11 protein-coding genes are annotated in these 22,258 nt (G+C 68.2%); 2 read left to right on the forward strand and 9 right to left on the reverse strand.

Annotated elements, in window-relative coordinates:
• Positions 1 to 538: 538 nt before the first annotated feature.
• Complete coding sequence (locus tag C3Y15_RS18565; protein ID WP_224019923.1) at positions 539 to 2,221, forward strand: HAMP domain-containing sensor histidine kinase; 1,683 nt, start codon at positions 539 to 541, stop codon at positions 2,219 to 2,221.
• A 72-nt stretch (positions 2,222 to 2,293) separates the two neighbouring features.
• Here C3Y15_RS18565 and C3Y15_RS18570 read toward each other — a convergent pair whose 3' ends face one another.
• The 4 genes from C3Y15_RS18570 to C3Y15_RS18585 all read right to left on the reverse strand — a co-directional run bounded on the left by C3Y15_RS18570 (position 2,294) and on the right by C3Y15_RS18585 (position 9,618).
• Positions 2,294 to 3,103: an NYN domain-containing protein gene (locus tag C3Y15_RS18570; RefSeq protein ID WP_166677056.1), complete on the reverse strand. Its 810-nt coding sequence runs from the start codon at positions 3,101 to 3,103 to the stop codon at positions 2,294 to 2,296.
• Between the two features lie 261 nt (positions 3,104 to 3,364).
• The gene (locus C3Y15_RS18575) at positions 3,365 to 4,159 is read right to left on the reverse strand and encodes an OmpA family protein (RefSeq protein WP_059494738.1); all 795 of its coding nucleotides are present in this window, start codon (positions 4,157 to 4,159) and stop codon (positions 3,365 to 3,367) included.
• A gap of 109 nt (positions 4,160 to 4,268) precedes the next feature.
• The gene (locus tag C3Y15_RS18580; protein ID WP_124260141.1) at positions 4,269 to 7,844 is read right to left on the reverse strand and encodes a YadA-like family protein; all 3,576 of its coding nucleotides are present in this window, start codon (positions 7,842 to 7,844) and stop codon (positions 4,269 to 4,271) included.
• Between the two features lie 1,036 nt (positions 7,845 to 8,880).
• Complete coding sequence (locus tag C3Y15_RS18585) at positions 8,881 to 9,618, reverse strand: response regulator transcription factor (protein WP_045579855.1); 738 nt, start codon at positions 9,616 to 9,618, stop codon at positions 8,881 to 8,883.
• A 461-nt stretch (positions 9,619 to 10,079) separates the two neighbouring features.
• Between C3Y15_RS18585 and uvrA the strand changes: the two genes are divergently transcribed.
• Positions 10,080 to 15,974: an excinuclease ABC subunit UvrA gene (gene uvrA, locus C3Y15_RS18590; protein ID WP_034193663.1), complete on the forward strand. Its 5,895-nt coding sequence runs from the start codon at positions 10,080 to 10,082 to the stop codon at positions 15,972 to 15,974.
• A gap of 207 nt (positions 15,975 to 16,181) precedes the next feature.
• On the opposite strand, the gene C3Y15_RS18595 is transcribed toward uvrA, so the two are convergent.
• From C3Y15_RS18595 to C3Y15_RS18615, 5 genes are all read right to left on the reverse strand, one after another.
• Positions 16,182 to 16,631: a GtrA family protein gene (locus C3Y15_RS18595; protein ID WP_124260142.1), complete on the reverse strand. Its 450-nt coding sequence runs from the start codon at positions 16,629 to 16,631 to the stop codon at positions 16,182 to 16,184.
• On the reverse strand, positions 16,628 to 18,136 hold the full coding sequence (locus tag C3Y15_RS18600) for an NAD(P)/FAD-dependent oxidoreductase (protein ID WP_124260143.1): 1,509 nt from the start codon (positions 18,134 to 18,136) through the stop codon (positions 16,628 to 16,630). The genes C3Y15_RS18595 and C3Y15_RS18600 overlap by 4 nt, the downstream gene beginning before the upstream one ends.
• 101 nt (positions 18,137 to 18,237) lie before the next feature.
• Positions 18,238 to 20,274, reverse strand: a complete 2,037-nt coding sequence (locus tag C3Y15_RS18605) for a hypothetical protein (protein ID WP_059461684.1) — start codon at positions 20,272 to 20,274, stop codon at positions 18,238 to 18,240.
• 182 nt (positions 20,275 to 20,456) lie between these two features.
• Complete coding sequence (locus C3Y15_RS18610) at positions 20,457 to 21,065, reverse strand: hypothetical protein (RefSeq protein WP_124260144.1); 609 nt, start codon at positions 21,063 to 21,065, stop codon at positions 20,457 to 20,459.
• Positions 21,066 to 21,233: 168 nt separating this feature from the next.
• On the reverse strand, positions 21,234 to 22,139 hold the full coding sequence (locus C3Y15_RS18615) for a LysR family transcriptional regulator (RefSeq protein ID WP_011880547.1): 906 nt from the start codon (positions 22,137 to 22,139) through the stop codon (positions 21,234 to 21,236).
• Positions 22,140 to 22,258: the final 119 nt, after the last annotated feature.

Raw genomic sequence — 22,258 nt, forward strand, 5'->3', positions numbered from 1 at the left:
TAAAAAGGCGAGTCTTTCGTCGTTATGAAAAATTATGAAAGCTCGCACTTTCGAATCTGCCTGATTGGCTGTAATTGGCTTGTGTCGTGGATTTTGTTGGTTGTTCGTGGGGAGTTGACCGAGAGCGGATTCGCAATTTTCGAGACCGTAAGATTGTTTTGATACATGATTACAGTTCGAAAAAATGTGATATGTGGACGGTAACGGTTGATTTCAATGTCTAATGATTTACATGTATACTGGCGGCGCATGAGAGGATTTTTTTTGTGTGTTTTTCGTCAGAGCCTGCGTGAATGTTTCCAGATATCGTGTTTCCGGGTCGACGCTTGATGTTTCCACATATTGGGCAGGTCATGTTCGAGATTCGCGGGGCGAGTTCGCGGAATTCGAGTTCGTCGCTGCGAGCGACGTGTAGCGCGATAGCTTGAAGCATCGTCGAATCGGCATGATCGGAAAATTCTTCGCATCGAGATCGCGTCGCGCACCGGACGCGGGCTTCGATCTTGCGAGAGAGTGGGCGTACGTCACGATAGCGTTCATGCTGCTCGCCGCGGCGCTGACCGCGACACCGCTGCTGCATCGCATCGACCGGGCATTGTTCGACCTTGCAGCGCCATCTGTCGTTGGTGCGGCAGGCGGTTCACCGGCTGCGACCGTGACCGATGCCCGCAACGCGGCCGCCGGGCGCCCGGCGAACGACGACGCACGCATGCCTTCGCGAGCGGCCGCGATGCCGCCGATGATCGGTTTCGCCGGGCGGCTGCTGTTCAACGAGGCGGTCGTCGTGCTGATTGGCGTATTGCTCTACCGGCTCGGTCCGAGCGCGGGCGTGATCGTGTCCATCGCGTTGCCGGTTGCGATCGCGGCCGTCGCGGCTGCCCTGTTCCAGTATCAGCATCGCTGGTTGCCACCTGCTCCGGGCATGTTCGTTTGCGTGCTTGCCGGCCTGCTGTGGTCATGGCGACGTCTACGCGCGTTGCTGCGCTTCGTCGTTCGACTGGCCGACCGTCTCGCCGCCGAGCCGTCGCTGCACGCCGAGACGCGCGCCGTTTCGCATGGCGCCGACCCGGTTCGGCGCGCACTCCAGCGGGCCGCCGCGCTGGACGCACAGGTGCGCGGGTATCGCGCGTTGATCGACGCATGGGTCGACAGTCTGCCGGAGGCAACGCTGATTGCGTCGGCCACCGGCACCGTGCTGCTGGCGAACCAGCGTGTCGCCGCGTTGTGTGCGGACCCCGACGCGGCCGCGCCGCCTTCGCCGGCCGGGCGCTCTGTGTCCGACGTGTTGTTTCAGATCACCGCATCGCATCGCGCGATCGAGTTTGCCGCTCAGGCGCTGACGAGTCTCAATCACCCGTCGGAAGGGCACGATCTGACGGCGCAGACGAAATCGCGGCTGGACCAGGGCATCGAGATCGCCAATTCGCGAGGCGGCCGCTCGCTGCTGATCAAGTGCGCGCCGATCCAGCCATCTGCTTTTGGCGAGCGCGCGCTCGTATTCCATGTGGCGGACGTTTCATCGGTGCGGCTCGCCGAGCGACAGCGGGACATGGCGTTGCGTTTCCTGTCGCACGACATGCGCTCGCCGCAGGCGTCCATACTCGCGCTGGCGTCGCAGATCCGGCGCGATCCGTCACGCTACACGCCGCAGCGCTTCGCCGAACTGGTTTCGCAGTATGCGACGCGCGCGCTCAGCCTGTCCGACGACTTCCTGTTTCTCGCCAAGGCCGAGAGCCTGCCGCCGAAGCTGGCCGCGGTGGATCCGGCGCTGGTGCTCGGCGATGCGGTCGACGATCTGCTGCCGCAGGCGAGTGCGCGCTCGACCACGGTCAACCTGATGGCCGAGCCCGGTCTCAGCACCATCGCGGACGTGCAATTGCTGCGCCGCGCGTTCGTCAATCTGATCGGCAACGCGATCAAGTTCGGTCGCGAGGCGTCCACGGTCGATGTGGAACTGTCGGCCACGGAGCGGCACGTGAAGATCGCCGTGACCGATTACGGCATCGGCATCTCGGAGCAGGATCGGGAAAAACTGTTCCGGGAATTCACGCAACTGGACGGCCATGCCGGATCGTCCGGACACGGTCTCGGCCTGGCATTCGTGAAGACCGTCGTGGATTCGCTTGGCGGCAAGCTGCAGGTGCGATCGACGCTCGGTGAGGGCACGACGTTCTTCATGTTCCTGTCGCGCCACCATCACGACGCCGCGTTGGGCGGTTGAGCGCGCTCGATGCGGTGACGCGCGCCGGCGCGGCGTTGCGCGAACGCAGCTGCGGCTGCCGCGGCAGTCGCGCTATGCGCCCGAAACGATCTGGATCCGGCGCGCTTCGGGCGCGCCGTTCTGTTTGGCCGGCGTGGCCAGCTCGAATTCGAGGACCGTACTTCTGGACGGCAGCCGCAACAGCACCGACGGATCCTGAACGCTGCTGCTGCGGAAATAGGCGGGGCTGGTCTCCGCTGCGGCGAGCAGCGGCGTGTCGGGCAGCGACGGCCAGAACGCGATGAAGCCGTAGCCGTCGTCCGGCTCGAAGCGATTGCAGATGCCACGCACGCGCGAGCCGACTTGCCCCCACGCCGGCCCGCCCGCACCCCAATCGCGCACCGGCAGAAGCCCGGGCACCAGATAGCCGCTGATGAATTGATCGGCGGCGTCGCGCAGTTCGGCCGCGACGTTGTTGAATCCCAGCACCTCGACGCGGCAGCCTTTTTTCTGCAGCGCCCGCACGACTTCCGCGAAATCGCCGTCGCTGGTCGCGATCAGCACCGTGTCGAGCCGGTCCGATTCGGACAGCGCGTCGATCGCCATGCCGAGATCCGAATTCGATTTGATCGTTTCCGTGCCGTCTTCGTCGGCATAGTGCCTGAGCGCCTTGACCGTGACCCGGAAGCCCTTGTCGCGCAGCGCCGCCTGATAGGCTTTCATCCGCGTGTCGTAGTCGGGCGAGCGGGACGCGCGGCGTTCGTCGAAGCTCAGATACGCATGCAGTCGCTGGATCGTGGCGCCTGCGCGACCGGCCAGCGCGCGCAATACCTCGTAGCGCATCATGTGACCGCCGTTCGCGTCCATGCTGCTGCCATCCACGTACACGCCGACCCTTCTCATCGTCGTCATCCGGATTCCTGCTGGTTTCTCGATCAGGTGACGGATCGACGCCGCCGCACCACGTCACGGGGATAGAAGTATTGGCATGCGCCCGGCTCGCGCGCAGCGGGCGGCACGGGCGACCGGGCGCCGCATGGAGCGCCGCGAGCGCGCGCCGCGCGGCACCCGGTCGCCCGGAATTGCGGCGGCAGCGCCCATTGGCCGGCGGGCGACGCGCCTCACGCGGGCGAGGCGTGAAGCGCGTCGCCGGCTTCGCTGCCGTCAGTTGCGCCCGCTCACGGTGATCGCTACGCGGCGATCGGGCTGCAGGCATGCGATCACGGCGCTGCTGCGGCCCGGCGGGCAATGCGTGACCGGCTCGCTCGACCCGACGCCTCGCGCTTCGATCACGCTGCCGTCGAGGCCATGCGAGATCAGGTAAGCGCGTACCGTCTGCGCGCGGGCGCGCGACAGCGGCTCGTTGACCGAGGCCGGGCCGATACGGTCGGTGTGGCCGACCACGACGATCCGCGTGATCTCGTTGTGGCGCTTGATGCGCTCGACCGCGTCGTCGAGCTGCGCCTTGCCGGCCGGCAGCATCGAATCGAGGCTCGATTTGCCGAAGGCGAACAGCGCGTCGCTTTGCAGCGTGAACTGCTCGAGCGTCGCGGCCGGCGCGGCGGCTGCGGCCGCAGGCGCGGCGGCCGGTGCGCGGACGAAATCGGCGCATGCGGGATCGCGCCAGTAGGTGTTGCTCACCTTCATGTGCTCGTCGTATCGCACCTGATACTGGCAGGTGACGACTTCATTGCCGCGGCGGAAATCGAACAGGTAGTTCCACGTGTGGCTACCGACGAACCACTCGTTGAAGTGGGGCGGCCCCAGCAGGTCGAACATCTGGTCCTTGTTCAGGCCGGGGCCGACGTTACGCAGATTGGCTACGTTCACGAAGGTGCCGCCCTTCGGGCTGGCCGATTGCGGATCGGGGAATCGGGGCGGGCCGTCGACGGCGCAGCCTTCGAGGGAAACAACCGAGAGCAGGCTGACAGACAGCGCAAGTGCCCATTGGATTTTCATGATCAGTTTCTCGCATCGTATGAGGAGCGGCGCGCCGGGCAACCGCGGCAACGCTCGATGAAGCGTTGCGCAGCCCGGAGCGGCACGGTTGCATGTCGGGTTCTCGCGATCACCACTGATAGCCCGCGCCGATCACGGCACCGTAGTCGTTGCGCGTATTGGTCGTGACGGCGGCCTTGTAGATCCAGTGATTGTTTTCCGAGATCGTCGAGATGCCGAGGGCCTGGCCCGACTGGCTGTGGTAGTAGCTGCCGGCGATCGCCACCATGCTCTTGCCGGGCCCGGAAGGCTGCGGCAGACCGGCGACGGCCATTGCGCTCGCCGCACCGGCGTCCGCGTCGCGCCGCAGCCCCTGGATCTTCGCGTCGGTGTAGGCGTTCGCGTTGCCGACCGCGGCATTCAGCTGCTGCACGTTGACGCCGTCGGTCGGGGCGGTCCCTGCCGCGACGTTCGTGAGTTGGCGCGTCGAGTTGGCCGTGCCGATCGAGACGACGTTGTTGCGTCCTTCGTCGTTGCTGCCGGCGCCGATCGCGACCGAGCCGTTGCCGGAAGACGTCGAGCCTGCGCCGATCGTCGTCGAACCCGTGCCGGATGCCGTCGAACCGTTGCCGACCGCGGTGCTGTTCGAACCCGACGCGACGGCGCCGTTGCCGCCGGCCGACGAGTTCGAGCCGGTCGAGGCGGGCGGCGTGGACGAGCCGGGTGTCGACGGGAAGCCGCCGTTGGTGTTGCTGAGGTTCTGGATCAGCGTCGTCAGGTTCTGGTTGACCGCGTCGAGCTGGCTGACGTTGACCGCATCGGTGCCCGCGGAGCCGGCCGCGACGCCGGTGATCTTGCGGTTGCCGAGGTTCACTTCGCCTGCCGACGACTGTGGGCTGCTCAGTCCGTATGCGATGTAGTTGGACTGCGCGCCGACCGTCGTGACCGAACCCGCGCCGATCGCGACGCTGTTCGCGAAGGTCGCGCTCGCGCCGGCGCCGAGCGCGAGCGTATCGGCGGCGCTGCTGTTCGAACCCGAACCGATCGCGATGCCGCCCGACGCGCTGGCGACGGCGTTGGCGCCTTGCGCGATCGATTGCGGGCCGGTCGCGTTCGCGCCGCTGCCGAGCGCGATCGCATCGGCCTGCCCGGAATTCGCGGCCTGTCCGATAGCGACGCCGCCGGGCGCCGTCTGCTGGACGACCGCGCCGTTGCCGATCCCCACGCCGTTGTCGCCGTTGACGACGGTCGTCGGGCCGACCGCGACCGACTCCGCGCCGACGGCGAGCGAATCGGCCGCCGTCGAATTCGCGTGGAAGTACATCGTCGGCGTGACCGAGAACGATTGCAGCGCGCCGGTCAACTGCCGGACCGTCACCGCGTCGTGCGCGCTCGTGCCGTCGGCGACGTTGGTCAGCTGACGGTAGGTGTTCCCCGACGCGCTGCCGAACGACACGGAGCCGAGCAGCGTTGCGTCCGACGTGTTGAACGGCACGGTGTGGCTGCCGGCCGGAATGGTGCCGCTGCCCGCCGCGACGGCGCGGTCCGCCACCGAGCCCGAGCCGATCGCTACGCTGCCGGCGATCGACGCGGTCGTCTGCGCGCCGAGCGCCATGCCGTTTGCGGCAGTCGACTGCGCGCCGGTGCCGGCCGCGAAGCTGTCGGTCGCGCTGGCGAGTGCCTGAGGACCGACGGCAATGCTGTCCGTGCCGGTTGCCTGGCTGTCCGCAAGCGTCGAGTTCGCATGGAAGTATTTGATCCCTGCGCCGTTGTTGATGTTCGAAATCGCGGTCGTATTGGCCGTGACCTGCTCGTTGGTGGCGAACAGTTGCGAGCCGTTGACTGCGTCCGTGCTGGTGCCGCTCAACTGGCCGGCCGCGACGTTCTGGATCTGCCGTTCAGCGCCGGCCGAGCCGACGCTCACCACGCCGGCCGGCGCCGTGCCCGCGAAGGTATAGGCGACGCCGCCGATCGTCGCGCCGGGCGTCGGGGTCGCCGCGGTGGTGGTCGATCCGGCGCCGAGCGCGACGCTGTTGGCCACGCTCGCGATTGCGCCCGAGCCGAGCGCGAGGCCGTTGGTCGCGGCGGCCTGCACGACCGCGCTGTCGCCGAGCGCGACGCCGCCCGCGACGTTCGCCTGCGACGCGTTGCCGAGCGCCACCGCTCCCTGGCCGTTCGCGACGTTGGTATTGCCGAGCGCGACCGCGCCGTTGCCGCTCGCGGTGTTGTTGGCGCCCATCGCCACTGCGCCGTTGCCGGTCGCGGTGTTCGGATCGCCGATCGCCACCGCGCCGTTGCCGTTCGCGGTCTGGCCTTCGCCGAGTGCGACGGCGCCCGTGCCGCCCGCGACCTGCGAGTTGTGGCCGCCGGCGATCGAGCCGGCGCCCGCGGCGGCCGCGACCGTGCTGGTGTCGCCGAATGCTACTGTCGAGCCGGCGAGCGCCTGCGAGTTGGTGCCAAGCGCGACGCCGCCGTAACCGGCCACATGCGAATTCACGCCGACGGCCACCGAATTGTCGGCGCTCGCGGTCGCGCCCGCGCCCACTGCCGTGGCCGAGATACCGGAAGACGTGGCGAGGTTGCCGATGGCGATGCCGAACAGCGTGGCCGCCGTGGCCGTATTGCCGAAGGCCATCGAGCTGGTACCGCTCGCCGTCGCCTGGTTGCCGAAGGCCTGCGCATAGATCGCGCCGGCGAGCGCGTTGTTGCCGATCGCGACGGCCTGGGCGCCCGTCGCCTGCGTGCCTGAACCGGGGACGCCGGCCGTGCCGCCCGGCCCGATCGCGATCGAACTAGCGGCCGATACGCCGCTATTCACGCCGATCGCGATGCCCGACGCGCCGCTGACCGACGCGCCCGATCCCAACGCGACACCCGCTGCCGCCGCGGTCGTCGTGATCGACTCGAACCCCGTCGCGACCGAATAGGCGCCGGCCGCCGTCGCCTGGGTCGACAATGCCGTCGCGTGATCGCCCGATGCGGTGCTGTTCGCGCCGAGCGCCGTGGCAAAGGTGCTGGACGCCGTCGCCGCTTGCCCGAATGCGCTCGCGCCGGTGCTGCCCGCGACGGCGCTGGTGCCGACCGCTGTCGCCGCGGTGTCGGTCGCTGCGGCCAATCGCCCGAGGGCAACGGCGTATTGTCCGGTTGCCTGCGCGTTGGGGCCGACCGCCGTCGCCATCTGCGCCGAGGCTATGGCCGCGGGACCGAGCGCCGTGCTGGTCTGCCCGGACGCCGTCGTGTTGACGCCCATCGCGAGCGAGTTCCCGCCGGATGCAAGCGCATTCGCGCCCATCGAGATCGCGCCGGCGGCGGACGAATGGCTGTTCGTGCCGACCGCTACCGCGTTCAGCCCCGTGGTCGATGCGCCGCCGCCGATCGCGACGCCCAGGCCGCCGCTGGCCGAGGCCGCTGCGCCGCCGGGGCCGGAGATCGCGACATCGCCCGTCCCGGTCGCGCTGCCGGTGCCCGCGGCGTACTGCGCATGGGCGAGCTGCCACGACGCGCCGAGCCAGACGGGAATCGCCAGACCGACCAGCAACCGGATTTTCCGTTGATGTGCGGCCGCGACGCTTGGTTGCGCGCAGCGGTCGTCGCATATGGTCGCCGCCCCGCCGGCGCTGCCTTTGCCGCGCGCCTTGCCAAGCTCGGATGCGGCGACGAACGCGCCCCGCGCGTTGCTCCATATGACTTTGTGCACTCTGTTCATCTCGATGCTCCGTGTGGAATAAGCACTTCTCTATCGGCGTTGATTGGGTCGTAGTGCGAAGCGGGACCGGTGAATGAAAGGAGAGTCATGACCGGTGTGGAGGGGACTTGGGGGGCGTCGAGCGTTTGCGGGCCGCACGGATGTCGTTGCGCGACGGGGTCGGCGAGCGCGGCGACCGCACTCGACGTGGCAGAGAACGCCGCATTGCCGTGCGTCGGTGCGAACGCGTTCGATGGCTGTCGGTGCGTCGCGCGCAGGTGGGCCGTGCGGTGGTCCGACGTGCGCTCCGCGCGCGCAGGCATTGCGAGCTGGACCGCGACGCGTGTGCGTCGTGAGGGATGGGACGGCGCCGATCGCGACGCGACGCTATTGGCGCGCAGGGGCCGCCTGAATGCTGCGTGGCCGGATATTCGGACGGCGGTAGATCGTCTCGGCGAATTCGACATTTTTCAATCTCGATATAAGTAAAGCGAAATCGGCGATATATCGCCGCTACTCTATTGAATGTCAGATGCTATATATGGGTCTTTGTCGTTTGAATTGCATCGCGATACGTCCGCGACCGCGATTCGAACGGGTACGGAAAAGCCCCGGCTAAATCGGCTCGATGCTCGATGGCAGAGTCGCTTTGGCCGGCTATAAAGGTCACCGATAGAGGTACTCGTCCGTTATCTGCTTCGTATACCTATTCTGCTTTGAATTTGCGGTTATTAATTTTGCCGATCTTTTCGATGGCTAGATGTTAGGAGAGGAAGTCGCAATTAAAAAGTGAACATTTGTCACTTCAAAGAAGCGTGAAAATTTACAAAATTTCGTTTTAAATGAACGGGCTGGACGCGCATTGAAAAGAGGAGGCCGAACCATTTCTGACGAATGGTTGGGGGAGGACGAGCGAAGACTCGGCAGCGCGAAACGACCGGGCTGTCGTTTCGCGGATTTGTGAAGGTGTGCGCGATGCCCGGTTCGGCAGCGCGAAGCAGGATCGTCGGGGGATCGTGGAGCAACGCACGCTGCCGCGCGCGGCATCACCCGCTGCTCACACGCGACTGTCGATCAGCGCCGGCTCGTTGAAGTGAAGCTCCGTTGAAGCCCGGGTCTGATCGAGTCGATATCCCAACGTGTAGATGGCCGACAGCCGCAAGCCGTTTTCGATGCTCAGCTTGAGCTTTTGCCGGATTCTGTAGATGTGCGTGTCGAGAGAACGCGACTCCGTTCCGAGTTCCCGGCCCCAGGCCGTCGTCGCCAGCTGCTCGCGCGACATGATCTTGCCGATGTTGTTGAACAGGCACGCGACGAGCTGGAATTCCTTCGTCGTCAATTCGATCGTGTCGTCGCGAAGCCGCACGGTGCGATGCACGGGATCGAGCACGTATTCGCCGGCGCGAATCGGCTCGTCGCGCTTCACCTTCCGCCCGATGCGACGCAGCAGCGCATTGACTCGCGCCGCCAGTTCTTCTGCGCGGAACGGTTTGCTCAGGTAGTCGTCGGCGCCGGCTTCCAGCGCTCTGACGACGTCGAGCTCCTGCACGCGGCTGGTCAGGAACAGCACGCCGTATTCGACGTCGGCGCGGGTCCGGATCCAGTTCAAAACCTCGATGCCGGTGAGGCATGGCAAGTGCCAGTCCAGCACGACCGCGTCGACCGACTCGGAGCGCAGGAACCGCAGCGCCTGCTCGCCGTCGACGACGACCTTGATCGTGTGACAGAAAGGGGCCAGTGCGCTTTGCACTTCTTCGGCCTGAACGGGATCGTCCTCAACCACCAATATGCGCATTCATGCACCCCGGATACCTTGGTTGGCTTGATCGCAAACGCGGCGCGGCCGATGCGCAAACGTTTGCCTTTCGATGCGTGTGGAACAAACGGTTAGGGAATATAAATCATGGGTAATGAACGCGATTGTGACATTTTGTGAATTCATCGGATGAATCGCGCGACCGGTAAGAAGGGGCCGAAAGGACGTGACACTGCCGAATTTTTTACCTGCCCGCGCTGTGTATCGGCACCGGGAACGACGCGCGTGGGCCACGCAGCGCTCGCCGATTGCGTGACCGTACGATGCCGTTGTGCCGGGCGTAGCCCGCATTGGAAAACTGTATGAATGTACAGTATAGTATCCGCCGGACGCGCGCCGCCCAGGCATGACCCCTGCGACGCGTGCGCCGTGCCTGCGGAGATCCGCCGCAGCGCCGCGGCACCGTGATTCCGGCTAACTCCTTCAGACGGGCAGGCAAATTGTCATCCAGCAATCTGATCCGCATTCGCGGAGCACGTCAGCACAACCTCAAGAATCTCGACCTCGACCTGCGCACCGGCGAAATGACGGTCGTCACCGGCCCGTCGGGCTCAGGCAAGTCGAGCCTCGTGTTCGACACGCTGTACGCGGAAGGCCAGCGGCGCTACGTCGAGACGTTCAGCGCGTATGCCCGGCAGTTCCTCGACCGGATGGACCGCCCGCAGGTCGAGCGCGTCGACGGCGTGCCGCCCGCCATCGCGATCGACCAGACCAACCCGGTGCGCAGCTCGCGCTCGACGGTCGGCACGATGACCGAGCTGAACGACCACCTGAAGCTGCTGTACGCGCGCGCGGCCGAGCTGTTCGACCGCAAGACCGCGCGCCAGGTGCGCCACGACACGCCGGAGACGATCTACGCGCAGCTGCTCGAGCGCACGCGCGCCGACGATCCGCGCGTCGTCGTCACGTTTCCGGTCGAGCTGCCGGACAGCGCGTCAGACGAAGAGGTCACGCAGTGGCTGTCGGCGAGCGGCTACACGCGCGTGCAGGCGCAGCGTGAAGTCGCGTCGCCGACCGGCCCGCGCAAGCTGCTCGACGTGGTGGCCGACCGCTTCCGCGTGCAGCAGGCCGACAAGGTGCGCGTGGTCGAGGCGATCGAGGCGTCGCTCAAGCGCGGCGGCGGCCGCGTGAACGTCTACGTGCTGCCGGCGGATGCGCAGGACGCCTCGGCCGAGCCGCAGCTGTGGCGCTTCTCCACCGGGCTGCACGACCCCGACAGCGATCTGCGCTACGCGGAGCCGCAGGCCGCGCTGTTCTCGTTCAACTCCGCATACGGCGCATGCGAAACCTGCCGCGGCTTCGGCCGCGTGATCGGCGTCGATCTCGGCCTCGTGATTCCCGACGCGCGCAAGACGCTGCGCGGCGGCGCGATCAAGCCGATGCAGACGCCCGCATGGAAGGAATGCCAGGACGACCTGATGCGCTACGCGGCGAAAGCGGACATCCGCCGCGACACGCCGTGGTCGGATCTGACGGAGGCCGAGCGCGACTGGGTGATCAACGGCTCGCCCGACTGGAACGGCAAGTGGCAGAGCCAGTGGTACGGCGTCAAACGCTTCTTCGGCTATCTGGAATCGAAGGCGTACAAGATGCACATCCGCGTGCTGCTGTCGAAGTACCGCAGCTACACGCCATGCGAAGTCTGCGGCGGCGCGCGCCTGAAAACCGAATCGCTGCTGTGGCGGCTCGGCTCGAAGCCGAATGCCGACGCGGTGCTCGCGCCGGCCGATCGTTTCATGCCGCGCGGCGTCGAATGGACGCGCGCGCAACTCGACGCGCTGCCCGGTCTGACGGTGCACGACCTGATGCTGCTGCCGATCGAGCGGATTCGCCGCTTCTTCGACGACATCGAGCTGCCGAGCGCGCTGCTCGACGATGCGCTGAAGCTGCTGCTCGCGGAAGTGCGTACGCGCGTCAAGTATCTGTGCGACGTGGGGCTCGGCTACCTGACGCTCGACCGGCAGAGCCGGACGCTGTCGGGCGGCGAAGTGCAGCGGATCAACCTCACCACGGCGCTCGGCACGTCGCTGACCAAAACGCTGTTCGTGCTCGACGAGCCGAGCATCGGCCTGCATCCGCGCGACCTCACGCGCATCGTCGACGCGATGCAGCGGCTGCGCGACGCCGGCAACACACTGGTCGTCGTCGAGCACGATCCGTCGGTGATGCTCGCGGCCGACCGGCTGATCGACATGGGCCCCGGCCCCGGCGAGCGCGGCGGCACGATCGTGTTCGACGGCACGCCGGGCGACATCCGCTCGGCGCACACGCTGACGGGCGAGTATCTCGGCGGCCGCAAGCACGTCGCGCATGCGTCGGACTGGGCGCGCCGCCCGGTCGACGCCGACACGCCGCGCATCGTGCTCGAAGGCGCGACCGAACACAATCTGCGCGACGTGACGGTCGAGATCCCGCTGCAACGGCTCGTCTGCGTGACGGGCGTGTCGGGCTCCGGCAAGTCGACGCTGCTGCAGGACGTGCTGTATCCGGCGCTGGCGCGCCATCACGGCAAGGCGACGGAGTCGCCCGGCGCGTTCCGCAGTCTGGCGGGCGCCGATCAGGTCGGCGACGTCGTGTTCGTCGATCAGTCGCCGATCGGCAAGACCACGCGCTCGAACCCGGCGAGCTACGTCGGCGCGTTCGACGAGATCCGCAAGCTGTTCGCGAAAGCGCCGCTCGCGCTGCAACGCGGCTACGGCGCCGGCACGTTCAGCTTCAACTCCGGCGACGGCCGCTGCCCGACCTGCGGCGGCTCCGGGTTCGAACACATCGAGATGCAGTTCCTGAGCGACGTGTATCTGCGTTGCCCCGATTGCGACGGCAGCCGCTACCGCGCGGAAATCCTCGAAGTGCGGATCGAGCGCGACGGCCGCGCGCTGAACATCGCCGACGTGCTCGACCTGACGGTCAGCGAAGCGGTCGGCTTCTTCGCGACGGACGCCGAGGTGCTGCGCGTGCTGCAGCCGATCGTCGACGTCGGGCTCGAATACGTGAAGCTCGGCCAGCCGGTGCCGACGTTGTCCGGCGGCGAAGCGCAGCGGCTGAAGCTGGCCGGCTTCCTCGCCGAGTCGGCGGCGGCGGCCGGCGGGCGCCGTGTCGCGAGCGAGGAGGCACGCATCGCGCGCGCGAAGCTGTTCATGTTCGACGAGCCGACCACCGGCCTGCACTTCGACGACATCGCGAAGCTGATGCGCGCGTTCGGCAAGCTGCTCGCGGCCGGCCATTCGCTGATCGTGATCGAGCACAACCTCGACGTGATCCGCGCGGCCGACTGGCTGATCGATCTCGGCCCGGAAGGCGGCGACGGCGGCGGCCTGGTGCTGTGCGCGGGCACGCCCGACGACGTGAAGGCGTGCGCGCAATCGCATACGGGCGTCGCGCTGCTGCAGTACGAGCAGGCGATGGACGGCAACGCCGCAAGCGCCGACGAAGGCGTGCCGCTGCAGGTCGCGCTGAACGCGGCGCGCGCGCGGCGCGCGATCGAGGGCGAGGACGTCGTGCGGATCGTCAATGCGCGCGAACACAACCTGAAGGCGCTCGACGTCGACATTCCGCACGGCAGGTTCAACGTGATCACCGGCGTGTCGGGTTCCGGCAAGTCGACGCTCGCGTTCGACATCCTGTTCCACGAGGGCCAGCGCCGCTACCTCGAATCGCTGAACGCCTATGCGCGCTCGATCGTGCAGCCGGCCGGGCGGCCCGAGGTCGACGCGGTGTACGGCATTCCGCCGACCGTCGCGATCGAGCAGCGGCTGTCGCGCGGCGGCCGCAAGAGCACGGTCGCGACCACCTCCGAGGTCTGGCATTTCCTGCGTCTGCTGTACGTGAAGCTCGGCCTCCAGCATTGCATCCACGACGGCACGCCGGTCACGTCGCAAACCGTCGAGTCGATCGCCGCGCAGCTGCTGCGCGACCATCGCGGCGAGCACGTCGGGCTGCTCGCGCCGCTCGTCGTCAACCGCAAGGGCGTGTACACCGATCTCGCGAAGTGGGCGAAGGCGCGCGGCAGTACGCATCTGCGCGTCGACGGCGAATTCGTGCCGGTCGATCCGTGGCCGAAGCTCGACCGTTTCCGCGAGCACACGATCGAGCTGCCGGTGGCCGATCTCGTCGTGTCGCCCGACGACGAAGCCGCGTTGCGGCGCGCGCTCGACGACACGCTCGAGCTCGGCAAGGGCGTGATGCATCTGCTCGCGCCGCTCGACGGGCTGCAGCAGGCGCTGCAGAACGATCGCTCGACCGCGGGCGTCGGGGCGGTCAAGGTGCTGTCGGTGAAGCGCGCGTGCCCGGTGTGCGGCACCAGCTACCCCGAGCTCGATCCGCGCATGTTCTCGTACAACAGCAAGCACGGCTGGTGCACGACGTGCGTCGGCACCGGCGTCACGCTCACGCGCGAGCAGCGCGCCGCTTACGACGACACGGTGTTCGCCGGCGACGAACGCGGCCGCGAGCAGACCTTGCCGTCGGACGAGCAGGAGCCGGAAGGCGTCGGCAACGAGCCGTGCCCCGATTGCGGCGGCACGCGCCTGAATCCGTCCGCGCGCGCGGTGACGTTCGATGCGCACTCGATCGTCGACGTCGCGCAATGGACGGTGTCCGACACGCGCCGCTGGATCGATGCGCTCGAATTGACCGGCCGCGACGCGCAGATCGCGCGCGACATCGTCAGCGAGATCGGCAGCCGTCTCGCGTTCCTCGAGGAAGTCGGGCTCGGCTATCTGAGCCTCGATCGCGCCGCGCCGAGCCTGTCGGGCGGCGAAGCGCAGCGCATCCGGCTCGCCGCGCAGCTCGGCAGCAATCTGCAGGGCGTGTGCTACGTGCTCGACGAGCCGACCATCGGCCTGCATCCGCGCGACAACCGGATCCTGCTGGACGCGCTGCGCAAGCTCGGCGACAAGGGCAATACGCTGGTCGTCGTCGAGCATGACGAGGACACGATCCGCCGCGCCGATCACATCATCGATATCGGGCCGGGCGCCGGCAAGCGCGGCGGTACGCTGGTCGCCGAAGGCGCGGTCGCCGATCTCGCCGCGCAGCCCGATTCGGTGACGGGCCGCCTGCTCGCGCATCCGATGACGCATCCGTTGCAGCCGCGCCGCCCGGTGAACCCGCGCGGCCAGCACGGCGCCGACGCGGTGCCGGACGGCTGGCTCACCGTGCATCGCGCGACGCTGCACAACCTGCGCGACGTTACCGTCGACATTCCGCTGGCGCGGCTCGTCGCGGTGACCGGCGTGAGCGGCTCCGGCAAGTCGACGCTCGCGCGCGACGTGCTGATGACGAACCTGCTCGACGCGGTCGGCCGCTCGGTGCTGTCGTCGCCGGCCACGCGCCGCGCGCGCAAGGCCGCGCAGCTGGACGCGCCGGCGACGAAGCGCCGCTCCAGCGTGCTCGCGCGCAGCGCGCCGCGGCCGGCGCTGAGCGTGACCCACGCGTGGCAGGGCTGCGCGTCGCTGAGCGGCTGGGAGAGCATCGACCGCGTGCTCGAAGTCGACCAGACGCCGATCGGCAAGACGCCGCGTTCGTGCCCGGCCACCTACATCGGCGTGTGGGACACGATCCGCAAGCTGTTCGCCGACACGCTCGAAGCACGCGCGCGCGGCTACACGGCGTCGCGCTTCTCGTTCAACACCGGCGACGGGCGCTGCCCGGCGTGCGAAGGGCAGGGCGTGCGCACCATCGGGATGAGCTTTTTGCCGGACGTGAAGGTGCCGTGCGACGTGTGCCACGGGCAGCGCTTCAACCCCGAAACACTCGCGGTCACGTGGCGCGGCCGGAACATCGGCGACGTGCTGACGATGGAGATCGACGAAGCGGTCGCGTTCTTCGCGCCGATCTCGAACATCGCGCATCCGCTGCAGCTGATGAAGGACGTCGGCCTCGGCTATCTGACGCTCGGCCAGCCGTCGCCGACGCTGTCCGGCGGCGAGGCGCAGCGGATCAAGCTCGTCACCGAGCTGACCAAGGTGCGCGACGACATCACGCGGCGCGGGCAGAAGGCGCCGCACACGCTGTACGTGCTCGACGAGCCGACGGTCGGCCTGCACATGGCCGACGTCGCGAAGCTGATCCGCGTGCTGCACCGGCTGGTCGACGGCGGGCACAGCGTCGTCGTGATCGAACACGACCTCGACGTGATCGCGGAAGCCGACTGGATCATCGATCTCGGCCCCGAAGGCGGCGTGGGCGGCGGCACGATCGTCGCGGCGGCGCCCCCGGAAAGGCTCGCGAAGGTGAACGCGAGCCATACCGGACACGCGTTGAAGCCGGTGCTCGCGCGCACGGCCTCGGACGGCGGCGACGCGGTGCGTGACGGCGTGGCCCAGGCCGGTTGATCAGCGGTGCTGCCGCTGACTGGCGCTTTCGTCCCGCGCCAACGCGGGCACTGCGTGTCGGGGCGAAACGCAGCGTTGCCGAGGCCGCCGCCGGCGTTCGGATCGGACGTCGGCGCCGGTTTTCGATTCGGGCAGTGCGATCGATCGCGCGTCCGACACGCGGGCGGACGCGCTATGCACGCGCTCGACCGTTATCCGCCCACGCGGTCAACGAACCGTCGCCTCGACGTGCGCGCTCGCGCCGGCTTCGCGGTGCGCGGCCCCCGCCGCATCCCCTACGCGCACGTGCGCCGTCCTGAATACGACGATCCTGCGCACCAGATACAGCGTGACGAAGCTGACGGCCACTGCGATCCATTTCGCGGCGACCGTGCCGACCCGCGCCGACGCGACGTGCACGATGCCGCCGGTCAGCAGCGAGCCGAGCGCGCAGCTCGCCGCGAACAGCAGCGCTTCGCCGAGCTGCCGGCGGCCGGTCGCGTCGGAGCGGAACACCACGCGGCGCGACAGCAGATAGTTGACGACACCCCCGCCCAGGTACGCGAGCCACGCCGAGATCCCCGCGTCGATCGGCATCGTCGCCTTCAGGACGACGAACAGCGCCCAGTCGACGCCGAGCGACACCACGCTGACGACGCAATAGCGCGACAGCATCATGTCCGCCTCCACTGAACGGTGCGGGCCGGCACGGCGCGCAGGCCCGCTGCGCCGGTTTGCGGTTCGGCGCCGCTCTCGTGATATTCGGCGTCCTCGTTGACGGCCCATACGTCGCGAAGCCGATGCCCGGCGACGATGTTCTCGACGGTCAGCATCGCCGTCATCATCGCGTGGTCCTGGTTGTTGTACTTGTGCATGCCGTTGCGGCCGACGAGATGCAGATTCGGAAAGTGTTCGGCCAGATCGGCCCGGATCCGCTCGACGATCGCGCGGTAATCGTCGTCGTACACCGGATACGCCTTCGGCTGGCGCACGACGCGCGCGCCGCGGATCTGGTCGCGCGTCGCCAGGCCGATCTGTTGGAGCTCGCGGATCGCGAGCGCGGTGATGTCGGCGTCGCTGCTCTCCCACATCGCATCGCCGTCGAAGCAGAAGTACTCGAGCCCGAGGCAACCGCCCGTCGCGGCGTCGGGCACCATCTCGGGCGACCACGATGCGAAGTTCTGGATGCGCCCGACCTTGACCGACGGGTCGTGGATGTAGATCCAGTTGTCCGTGAACGTGGCCGGCCGGTCGAGTATCAGCGCGACCGTGATGAAGTCGCGGTACTGGAGCCGCGCGGCGGCATCGGCGGACGACGGCCGCGGCGAAATCGCGTTGATGGTTTCCCGCAGCGGCGCGGTGCACACGACGTCGCGCGCGCTGATGCGATGCGTCTGTCCGTCGGGGCCGATGGTTTCGACGAGCCAGCGCCGCGCGTGGCCGTCGTACTGCAGTGCGCCCGCTGCGTGGCCCATCATCAACCGTCCGCCTTGCTGCTCGAACTTGCGCGCGGCGGCTTCCCACAGCATGCCGGGGCCGCGTCGCGGGTAGTGGAACGATTCGATCAGCGACTTGACGTCGGTCCGGCGCGACCGGATCCCGAGCGACCGCTTTACCGCACCGGCGATCGCGGTGGACAGGCTGAGCCCCTTGATGCGCTGTGCGGCCCAGTCGGCCGAAATTTCGTCGCAGGACATGCCCCACACCTTTTCGGTGTAGGTCTTGAAGAAGATCGAGAACAGCCGTTCGCCAAACTGATTGGCGACCCATTGATGAAACGACGTCGGGTTGCGGCACGGCCGCACGCGCGCGGCGAGGTACGACAGCACGCAGCGCGCGCTTTCGACGATGCCCAGGTTCATCAACGCTTCGAGCCCGTCGAGCGGATAGCGGTAGAACTTGTTCCGGTAGAAGATGCGCGAGCTGCGCGGCCGCTCGATGAAGTCGTCCGGCAGCAGCTCGTGCCATAGCGCGACGACCTCGGCGGACTTGGAGAAGAAGCGGTGCCCGCCGATGTCGAAGCAATGGCCGTCGAACCGTTCGGTGCGACTGATGCCGCCGACATAGTGGGGATCCTTCTCGACGAGCGCGACCGACAGCGCGGTCTGTTTGGTCAGCAGGTAGGCGGCGGTGAGGCCGCCCGGCCCGGCGCCGATGATCAGTACGTCAACCGATTGATCCATGATGTCACCCCGAGTGTCGAGTCGCTGGTTTGTCGTGTGTCGTCTCTGCCGTTCCAGCCGGACGGCGAGCCGTGATGTCGAAGCGGTTGCGGGCGTCCGGCTCAAGCGCCGTCCACGCGCGCGTCGTCACGCGCGGGCGGGCCGGCCTGCGCTGCAGCGGGCATTCGCTCGTGAATTGCGTCGGTGTCGGTGCGCGGTTGCGCATGTACGGTCAGCGCGTGCGCGGCCGCGCCTGCCGTCCTGATGCGGCCGCAGTCGTACAGCCAGAAGGTGCTTGCGGCGTCGGGCGACCACGCGTCGCGCGTCGCCAATGCCGGGTAGTGCCGACGCGACACGATGAAATCGAGCACGGGATCGGCGCACACGCGCCGGATGCCGGCCGCGGTCAGCGCGACGTAGTCGTAGGTGGACACGAAGACGTTCGAGTGCTTGTCCGCAGCGGCGGCGGTGGCGCCGCCGCGCGGCGGCCGCGCGGCATACGGGTCTCGCCGGATCAGCTCGACGCGCCGCACGGCCTCGAAGGTGGTGCGGCGGTTGAAGATCAACCCGGCCGCCTGCGCCGACGAGTAATAGCTCGACGTCTTCATCAGGAACCACGGGTAGACGACTTCGTCGCCCGGGCCGTCCCAATACACGATGTCGCCGCGAGCGACCGTGCGGGCGAACGGCGCGAGCGCCGGGCGGTCGGCGCTCGCTTCGACGAGCGTCGCCGCCGCGGAGCGCTGGTCGAGATTGACGAATCCATACGCGGCGAGCGCGGCCAATGTGACGGGAAGCGCGGCGGCCGCGAGTCGCGTGCGAGACAGGTGGAGCGCGACCAGCAACGCGACCGGCACGATCGCCAGATGCGTGTGAATCAACGCCTCGAGCCACCCGATGTCGAGCGCGACCTTGCCGGTCGGATAAGCGGCGCGCGCGACCTGATACGCGCACTGGAATACGAACCAGACGATCGCGGCGATCAGCGTGGTTCCGATCCATGCGGCGCGGTGCACCGTACCGAGGTCGCGCAGCTGCGTGACCGGCACCGCAGCGGCGGGCCGGTGCGCGCCCACGTGCAGCGCGGCGGCGGCGGCCAGCGCGATGATCCCGCCGCCGACGTCGAGCAGCAGCCAGCAGATCGCCAGCAGCCAGACCAGTGTCGGCCGCACGCGTGCTTCGCGCCGCACGAGCAGGATGGCGGCCGGCCATTGCATCACCGAGAGCAGCCACAGCGTGCGCCACGGCTGCAGCTGGATCCACAGCGCGTCCTGGCCGGTCAGGTCCGCGATCGTGGTCGCCGCGACGCCCGCCACGCCGATCAACGCGAGGTTCGACCACAGCGCGCGTTGCGGCTGCGCCGGGTCCGCCGATAGCGCCGCGGGAAGCGCGATCGCCCAGCACAGCTTGCTCCATGCGGTGAGTGACCACAGGGTCGGGAACAGGAACGGCACGTTGTAGCGCGCGATCGCTCGCCATTCCGGATCGAACGGATCGAGGTGGAGCGCGTGGAAGGCCGGCATCTCGACGACGGCGAACGCGATCAGCGCGATCGGCAATAGCCGCCACCACGCGACGCGCGGCAGCCGCACGAGTGCGACGAACGCCAGCGCCGCGCCGCCGATCAGCGGATGAACGGCGGCGGCGACGACGGTCAGCGCGAGCGCCACGCGATACCGGCGTTCGAGCAGCGACGCGATCGCCCACAGGCCGAGCGCTTCGGCCGGCAGCCGCGCGGTGACGAAGCCTTCGTCGTACGAGAAGATCAGGCCGGCGCCGTAATCGGCCGGCATGCACGCGACGAACAGCAGCGCGACCCAGTGCCACGGCGTGGGCAGCAGCTGGCGGGCGAGCCGCCAGATGCCGGTCCACCACAGTGCCTGAGCGGCGATCAGGCACGCGAGATTGCTCGCGCGCAGGCCGAGCGCGGACACGAGCAGCGCGAACATCCGCCCGTAGATCGTCCAGCGATCCTGCGAGCCGTACTGGAAGAACAGGTCGTGCGCAAAGCTGTCGGGATGGAGGTTGTGCAGCGCCTGCGCGGTGTACAGAATCGCGTCGTGCCGGATGCCCGTGTAGGGATGCGCGACCACGAACAGGACGGCCAGCGAAACCACCAGTGCGATGTCCGAACGGCCGGGTTTCTCACTCGGATTCATGATGGAATGGCAGGCTCTTGTCGACGGGATTGCGTGCGCTTGCCGGCTGCCGGCGGTGCAACGAGCTGTCGGGCCACCGGGCCATCGGGCCATCGGGCCATCGGGCCATCGGGCGCCGGCCGCCGCTGTCGGCGGCGCGCGCGGACGGCCGCGGTGCGTCCGAATGCAGCGCCGGCTGGCGCTCAGCGTGCGGGTTGCGGTGCGCGGCCGGCGGTGGGCCGGCCGAACCTGCGGACGCCGGCGCTGCGCGCGGCCGCACGCGGCGCGCGCGTGCGCACGGGCGTCGCCGGGTTCGCGTCGAGCGCGTCGGCGCGATGAAATGCGCGAGATGCGGCGGCCAGCGGCCGCGAAGGGAGCGTTGCTGTGCTGCTGTCGGCGCGCGCAGCCGCGCCGATCGAGACGGTCGTGTTCGTTTTCATCGTGTCCCCCGATGCGCCGTGCACCGGAGAACTCATCGACGGGTGCGCCGGACGCGGACTTATTCGAAATATTGTGTGCGCGCCGATACGGTGGGTCCGGCGTCTCTGGCGTGAACGCATGGAGCGTGCCACGGCCGTCGATGCGCGCGGGCAGGCGGCCGGCGGCGCGCCCATGCGGGTCGGGATGCTCGCCGTCGCCGGAAATGTGTCGATCCTGAAACGGTCGCGCGCCGCGAATCGGCTCGGCCGTCGTTCGTTGCGTTGGCGAATGCCGGCCGCCATCTCGGCGCGGTCGCGCTCAACGCGAAGGCGACGGCGCCGCGCTGCGATCGCGCAACCGCGCCGCACCGCGCACGCGCGGATATCGGGCAAGCCGCGAGGCAGCGTCGGGAGCGTATGCCGCAGTACAGACCGCGCCGACGCGCGCCTACCTGCGTCTGACGAAACCGGGCGACCGCACCGCGGTTCAGGTTGCAGATCTGAAACGTCGCAACGGGTCGTTGGCGGCGAGGACGGCCGCTCGCGCGATGCCGCGTGCGCTCAATCGAAGTACGGTTGCAGCACGCGTTCGATCCAGTCCATGAATGCGCGCACGCGCGGCGACAGATTGCGCCGATGCGCCACCACCAGCGACGCGGCGAGCGGTTCGGGCCGCAGGTCGGGCAGCACCTCCACCAGCGCGCCGCTCGCGATGTGCGGCGCGACGCCCGAATAGCCGGCCTGGATCAGGCCGATGCCGGCCAGCCCGGCCGCATGATAGGTCTGCACGTTGTTCACCTGCATCGCGCTCGGCAAGGCGAGCGTCGCGTAGCCGTCGCCCTTCGGGTATTCCCATCCGGCGTGCCGCGCGCCGAGCGTCAGCGAGTAGTGGACCATCCGGTGCCCCTGGCCGAGCAGATCGTCGAGCGTATGCGGTACGCCGTGCCGCGCCAGATAGTCGGGGCTCGCCGCATTGATCATCCGCAGGCGGCCGAGCGGCCGCGCGATCAGCGTGTCGTCGATGATCGGGCCGAGCCGCACGACGCAGTCGAACCCTTCCTGCACGAGATCGACGCGCCGGTCGGTGCTCGACAGTTCCAGCTCGAGTTCGGGATGCGCGGCCATCAGCTGCGGCAGCGCCGGCACCACGACGCTGCGCGCCAGCTCGGTCGGCATGTCGACGCGCAGCCGCCCGCGCAGGCGCGTGCCGCTGCCCGAAAACATCGACTGCAATTCCTGCACTTCGGCCAGCAGATCGCGGGCGCGCGCGTAAAACGCGCGGCCGTCCTCGGTCAGTTGCACGCTGCGCGTCGTCCGGTGCAGCAGCGCCACGCCGACGTCGCGCTCCAACTGGCGGACGACCATCGACGCGCGTCCCTTCTGGATCCCCAGGCTCTCGGCGGCACGCGTGAAGCTCGTCATCTCGGCCACCCGGGCGAAGATCAGAAGCGCATCGAGGTTTTGCATTGTTCTCTCCGGGGGTAACAGAACGTTCAAAGGTCGCCCATTTATAACGCATTTGCGACTCAGTAAAGTGCGTTCCCATGTCGTCGCCCGACGGCAACCCGAACCAAAGGACGCTCAAC

The organism is Burkholderia sp. B10 (assembly GCF_004368385.1).
Lineage (GTDB): Bacteria > Pseudomonadota > Gammaproteobacteria > Burkholderiales > Burkholderiaceae > Burkholderia > Burkholderia vietnamiensis.

Bases quoted from the DNA above. Each gene is read 5' to 3' on its own strand.
- C3Y15_RS18605 (WP_059461684.1), bottom strand. From the start codon at position 20,274: ATGAATCCGAGTGAGAAACCCGGCCGTTCGGACATCGCACTGGTGGTT.
- C3Y15_RS18615 (WP_011880547.1), bottom strand. From the start codon at position 22,139: ATGCAAAACCTCGATGCGCTTCTGATCTTCGCCCGGGTGGCCGAGATG.
- C3Y15_RS18570 (WP_166677056.1), bottom strand. From the start codon at position 3,103: ATGAGAAGGGTCGGCGTGTACGTGGATGGCAGCAGCATGGACGCGAAC.
- C3Y15_RS18575 (WP_059494738.1), bottom strand. From the start codon at position 4,159: ATGAAAATCCAATGGGCACTTGCGCTGTCTGTCAGCCTGCTCTCGGTT.
- C3Y15_RS18580 (WP_124260141.1), bottom strand. From the start codon at position 7,844: ATGAACAGAGTGCACAAAGTCATATGGAGCAACGCGCGGGGCGCGTTC.
- C3Y15_RS18565 (WP_224019923.1), top strand. From the start codon at position 539: ATGCTGCTCGCCGCGGCGCTGACCGCGACACCGCTGCTGCATCGCATC.
- C3Y15_RS18585 (WP_045579855.1), bottom strand. From the start codon at position 9,618: ATGCGCATATTGGTGGTTGAGGACGATCCCGTTCAGGCCGAAGAAGTG.
- C3Y15_RS18600 (WP_124260143.1), bottom strand. From the start codon at position 18,136: ATGGATCAATCGGTTGACGTACTGATCATCGGCGCCGGGCCGGGCGGC.
- C3Y15_RS18595 (WP_124260142.1), bottom strand. From the start codon at position 16,631: ATGATGCTGTCGCGCTATTGCGTCGTCAGCGTGGTGTCGCTCGGCGTC.